This is a genomic window from Lactiplantibacillus daowaiensis, from assembly GCF_005405085.1.
Classification (GTDB): domain Bacteria; phylum Bacillota; class Bacilli; order Lactobacillales; family Lactobacillaceae; genus Lactiplantibacillus; species Lactiplantibacillus daowaiensis.
Window position 1 is genome coordinate 1 of the sequence record NZ_BJDJ01000045.1, and the last position, 1,190, is coordinate 1,190.

The window sequence follows — 1,190 nt, forward strand, 5'->3', positions numbered from 1 at the left end:
ATTTCAACCTCTCTTCACCAAGTACTATCTGGCAATGGCAAAGAAAGTTTGATTTAGAGGGGCTCAGTAGACTAAATAGAGTGAGAGGAAATCCAAAGACTATGTCTAAACATAAAAAAGTGACCAAACACACAACGGCACAAATCCAAGCACGCCACGATAAAGATGAGTTAAAGCAACTCAAGCAAGAAAATAAGATGTTAAGAATCGAGAACGAATTTTTAAAAAAACTCGATGCCTTAGATCACGAAAAATCAGCTCACGAGAAACCGTGACCTTAATTGATGATCTGAGGCGGGTCTTCAAAACGTCGATTAGTTTTATCCTTAAAGCCGTTAAGGTACCACGTAGCACGTACTATTACACTAAGCACAGTCAGGGACGAAAATATGAGGATGACCAGGTTATCCAAGCCATTGATGAAATTCGGCAAACAGATGCCAAGTATACTCAAAAATACGGTTACCGTCGCATAACGTTAGTTATGCATGAACAGGGATTTAAAGTTAATCATAAACGCGTCCTCCGAATTATGAAGGAGCAAGGCTGGACATGTCAGGCCTTTAATAAGCAAACTCGCAAATATAACTCATACAAAGGAACTGTTGGTAGAATCGCCAAAAATAAGTTACACCGTCGATTCAAGACAGATCGACCATATCAAAAACTCGTCGCCGACGTTAGTGAATTTCGATACGGTCAGATGAGTCAAAGCGAGCGAATCTATTTAGAACCCATCATGGATTTATTTTCGGGTGAAATTTTGGCATTTAACATTAGCGCACACCCAACTCTTGAATTTGCGTTGAAACCACTAAAAGAAGCATTAGATGGATTACCTGAGCTTCCTTATAGAACAACGGTACACACAGATCAAGGATTTCAGTATCAACATAAACAGTGGCAAAAAACGCTTAAAACTCATCATACCTTTCAGAGTATGTCCCGTAAGGCGACTTGCTTAGATAACGCCGCCATGGAATCATTTTTTCATCTCATGAAAGCAGAGATGATGGATGAACACTTCGAAAATTCAGAAAGTCTCGCGCAAGCGATGACTGAATGGATTGAATTTTATAATAACCGTAGAATCAGGACCAAACTAAAAGGCAAGTCACCGGTACAATACCGAGAACTTGCCAATCAGTTAGCAGCTTAATTTAGTTGTCCAAACTTGTGGGTTCACTTCA

At 39.7% G+C, this 1,190-nt stretch carries 1 protein-coding gene and 1 pseudogene; both read left to right on the top strand.

Annotated features, from left to right (window positions below):
* A pseudogene (locus FFM75_RS13865) lies at nt 1-275 on the top strand (helix-turn-helix domain-containing protein); the annotation flags it as partial.
* Nucleotides 254-1,159 carry an IS3 family transposase gene (locus FFM75_RS13870; RefSeq protein ID WP_080128853.1) on the top strand — a complete coding sequence of 302 codons (906 nt, stop codon included), beginning with the start codon at nt 254-256 and terminating at the stop codon, nt 1,157-1,159. The pseudogene FFM75_RS13865 and the gene FFM75_RS13870, both read left to right, overlap by 22 nt.
* Nucleotides 1,160-1,190 lie beyond the last annotated feature (31 nt).